Origin of the sequence: Acrocarpospora corrugata (assembly GCF_009687845.1) — a bacterium.
In the GTDB taxonomy this organism is placed as follows: Bacteria; Actinomycetota; Actinomycetes; order Streptosporangiales; family Streptosporangiaceae; genus Acrocarpospora; species Acrocarpospora corrugata.
The window spans coordinates 1-4,261 of sequence record NZ_BLAD01000159.1 but is presented as its reverse complement, the minus strand read 5'-3'; the positions used below and the strand labels follow the sequence as shown (position 1 = coordinate 4,261).

Here is a 4,261-nt window from a genome sequence, read left to right as displayed (position 1 = left end):
AGGCACTAGGGTCGGCTGTCTACGACTCCCACTCCGGGCATCTGCTGTTGATCGTGCCCACAGCGCATCCAGGAGGAGCCAGCGGGTGGCAGCCCACCGCGTCCGAGTCAAGGCACGGAGCGGCCTATCCCATGCGCCCCTTTCCGGCGGCATGTGAAAAATGAGCAGCTCCATTTGGCCTCGCGTCGCTGCTAAGCTTCACCGGCGGGCAGCCCGTTTTTCTTCAGGAGGTGTCGACGTGGTACGTGATCTTTCTGTGCGGTCGGAGGAGCATGTCCGTCAGCAAGTCATACGGGAGCTGCGTGAGCTCGGATGGCCAGAGGATCGGCTCCAGTGGAAGCCTGAATGGCGGGTCCCCGATACCCCTCATGATCTGACGAAGAGAGAGCGGGGTCAGTCCTACGAGATCTGCGGTTCTTGCGATCTAGTGACCTTTGCAGACAACAGTCGTGAGTCTCACGCACTACAGATAATTTTTGAGTTTAAGGCTCCTGACATCTTGGCAGGAAAAGAACAGCTCATTCGCTATCTGAGCAACGAGCCCATGGCTAAAATGGGCTACTGGACGAATGGCTCCCAAACTCTCGCCGTATATAAGCGCCACGCTGCAGAGTGGGTCTATCAAGCAGACGCACCTTTGCCGAAGCCGGGCGATGATCTCACGCGTCCCCCAGATAAGCCTGTGACGTGGAAGACAATGTTTGTGCCTGGCGAAGCTCAGTTGTCGGCGGTCCTACGAAGGCTCCTCGCGACTGTCGTAGTTAGCGACTCAAGAGCCACGCGACGCGAAGACCAGCTACGTGAACTTGTTCATGTTCTGCTTGTAAAGCTCGAAAGTGACGCGATCGCCAGGCGGTCCAGCAACCAGAATAAGCCAGTCGACCTCCAGATCAAGGGGGACGATGCTACGAAGGTGAAGCTGACTGCCGATTCGGTGCGGGATAAATTCCGCGAATATTTTGCAAAACAGAGGACGCGAATTTTCCATCCCGACGATAGGGATGAGATTCTGCTCACTGATGAAACCCTCTTCGCGATTGTCGCTGAGCTGTACCCTCTCCGTATTCTCGGCGATAATGTGGACCTACTCGCTAAAGCGTTCCAGATATTCCGTGCAGCGGCGCTAAAGTCAGCTGAAGGCCAATTTCTGACTCCGCAACGTGTAATTCGTCCTTGCGTAATGGCCCTTGACATTACGTCGCGCGATAAGGTCATAGATCCCGCTTGCGGCACGGGCGGGTTTATTCTGGAATCGCTTCGGCAAGTCCACGAAAAGGAATTTCCCGATGAGGAAGAGTCGTGGGACCTAATCAAATGGGCCAATGACAACCTTTATGGGGTGGACATCGATCCTCTGGGGGTCAAACTCACAAGAGCAGTAATGGTAGCGTTGCGTGATGGATCGACTCACGTTCTTCGAGGAGATTCGATCAGACGCCATCATTGGAAAGCAAAATATCCGCGCCTTGCCGATGAACTGGGCGACCCAACGAAGGATGATATTGCCGAGCAGTTCACCGTAGTCGTAACAAACCCCCCCTTCGGAGAAAGCCTGAAAATCAAATCCTCTGACTCGCGTGCGGCTGGATTCAGCATCTCGCGATATGCTGCGTTGAGTGCGAAGTCGGAGTATGTTGATCTCGAGGTGGGCCTAGTTTTTCTTGACTTGGCGCATCGCCTCCTGCAGGTCGGTGGAAGAGTCGGAATCATCCTTCCCGAAACATACTTCTTCTCACATCGATACAGATGGCTTCCTGATTGGCTCGAGGGCCGGCTAGAACTACGTGGAATGCTCAACATCGCCATGGAGGCATTCGAGGAGTTTTGCCGAGCTAAGACAAATTTCTATATATTCGAGAAGGTGGGCAACGGGCCGCAAATGGGAGATGGGGGTACACGGTGAGCATTCATAAGCCTGTATGGTTTTCTAATGACACTGTCATGGTGTCGACTGCCCCAACATGTGGCCTTACCAAGGGAGGCCGCCTCCTTCCCCTGGTGGATCCGGCAACTGGAAAGCGTATCCAAACGGAGGATCCCGATACCGGGGCGCTAGTCGACGAAATTAACGACCAGCTTCTTTCTGATATGAAAGCACTGGTTGCTGGAGATGCTACAGATACGCTTCGGTTCATCCCCGTTGGCGAAGTTTCCTTAAGAACAGCCGTTCCTGCTTACTATGATCGTCGATTCGACGAGTACTTCGAAGACAGCATCGGTGTAGGCCCTCTCAAGGGGTTTAAGTCCGCAACAATCGGCCAGCTCATCGAAGACGGTGTACTAACAGTACGTGGCGGCCATGGGTCACCATCGCAGGATCAGCGGGTGGGCGATGTTCCGTACATCAAAGTCTCCGACCTTCGCGCTGGTCTCGTCAACATCAATGCAACGAATCGAATTCCGCGTATTGTGGCCGAAAAGCAGTTCTGGAAGGGCGAGGCTTCTGGTCTGAGGGCCTTCGACATCATGTGTCCGGAGAGGACGTCGAAGAACATTGGGGATTTCTGTGTCCTCATGCCAGGTCAAGAACAGCTCGTCGTCACCAAAGAGGTTATTATTCTTCGCCCCGGCCCTGCTGCGAATTTTGATCCCTTCTATCTTTTGTGGGCGCTCACACTGAAGATAGTTCGTGATCAATGGAAGCGTATCGTATTCATGCAGACTAATCGGGAGGATGTGGGTAAGCGATATCTCGAAATCCGCATCCCCATCGCTCCTGACACGGAAACTGCAGCAGATGTATCACAGCATTTCCGGGATTACTTCCTGACTCTTGCTGATGCTCGTTCCAACCTAAATAACTATCTCGTCTCGTCATCCCAGCATCATTTCTTTGTCTCAGGTGTAGAAAGGGATGCTGTGGATGTAAATGATTTAATTGTGGAAGCTGGTCTCGAGGCTGTAGCCGAAGAGTAATTGCGGTAGAATTAGGGTGTTCTCTCCGGTGTGCTTGGCGCGCGCAGACTGCTGACCTAACGGTTATATCTTCGTCGGGTAGAGACAGATATGTTGGGAGCAAGCTGTCGTTCGTTCGTGCGTTTCACCAGCGATTCCTCACATGATGGGCCGGTCAACCTGGTCTGGCGTCCCTGTCGGTAACCGACGGGGCGGTGAACTGCGCCTCCCTACATGATTCCGGCTCCATCTCTGGAGAGAGCACGGCCGTTCCTAGATCATGACGTGAGTCCGAGGATGGCGAATGGCCTGTTCATGGAGCGGCAGGCCCAGCGGGTTGCTTCGGTGATATCGGTCCGTCCGGCCAGGCGGAACGCGCCGATCGCCAGATTGCGCAGGGACGCCATCACCCGAGGGCCGGATCGGGTTCGGGTACGAGAGTGGTCCTCGCGATAGAGGGTGTCTCTGATCCAGTGCAGCACTTCGATTCTCCATTGATCGCGGTTGTAACGGGCCAGGTCAGTGGGGGTGGCCAGGGTCTCGTCCGGGCTGGCGACGCCGAGTTGGGCGATGGCGGAGACCGGCTTGCCGCGCAGATCCGTGACGTAGCGCTCGATCAGCCAGACCTGGCTGACGTGCGGGAACGGCAGGCCGGTCGGGGCGGGCAGGACCTGGAGGGTGCGGGTGGTGATCCGGCCGTGGCCCACATCGGTGCTGGTGTGGGCGATCTCGACGTCTCTCCAGGGCAGCGCGTTCAGGGCGTCGAACAGCTTGCCGCGGTTCTCCTTGACCGGCAGCACGAAATGGCCACCCCGCTCCCGGATCAGCTCCGCGGTGGCCTTGACTGTGTGCAACGCGTCGGCCGTCAGGACCGTACCGGTCAGATCCATGTGTTTGAGCAGGTCGCGGGCCGTGATCGTCTCGCGGGGCTTGGCCCCCTCGACCTCGGCTTGCGCGGCTACCACGGCCTTGTCCGGTGGTCCCATCATGACCGCGAGCAGATGCCGCTGGTTGCCCTGATCGTCTTTGGCGCCACGGACCGTCTTGCCGTCCAGCCGCAGATGGGCCGGCGGCTCGGTGGCGCACGCCTGCCCCTCAGCCTCGCTCCTCGTACCGACGCAGGTCGACAGAGCGGTGGTGAGCCAGACGCCGATCGCGGCGTCCAGTGCGTCGCCGTCGGTGTCGGTCAGGATCCGCCAGATCGTGGTTCTGCCCGGCGCGGGTGCCGGGGCGGCCCCGGCCCGCATGTACACATCGGCCAGGACCTCGGCGGGGACGTCCGCGACCCAGCCAGTGATCGCGCGGTAGCCCTTCATCCCGGCCACCGTCGCCGCCGCGGCCAGGGCGAGCACCGCCGCCACCGTGG

3 protein-coding genes are annotated in these 4,261 nt (G+C 57.7%); 2 read left to right on the top strand and 1 reads right to left on the bottom strand.

The genetic code is table 11. From position 1 onward, the window contains the following. The first annotated feature begins 238 nt into the window (after nt 1–238). Together Acor_RS41735 and Acor_RS41730 are read left to right on the top strand one after the other, a co-directional pair. Nucleotides 239–1,903 carry a type I restriction-modification system subunit M gene (locus Acor_RS41735; RefSeq protein WP_170317371.1) on the top strand — a complete coding sequence of 555 codons (1,665 nt, stop codon included), beginning with the start codon at nt 239–241 and terminating at the stop codon, nt 1,901–1,903. A 95-nt stretch (nt 1,904–1,998) separates the two neighbouring features. Then, complete coding sequence (locus Acor_RS41730) at nt 1,999–2,916, top strand: hypothetical protein (RefSeq protein WP_155342285.1); 918 nt, start codon at nt 1,999–2,001, stop codon at nt 2,914–2,916. A 257-nt stretch (nt 2,917–3,173) separates the two neighbouring features. Here the strand turns inward: Acor_RS41730 and Acor_RS41725 are convergent. After that, nucleotides 3,174–4,261 (bottom strand): ISAs1 family transposase (locus Acor_RS41725; RefSeq protein WP_155342284.1); only part of this gene is annotated, 1,088 nt, incomplete at its 5' end.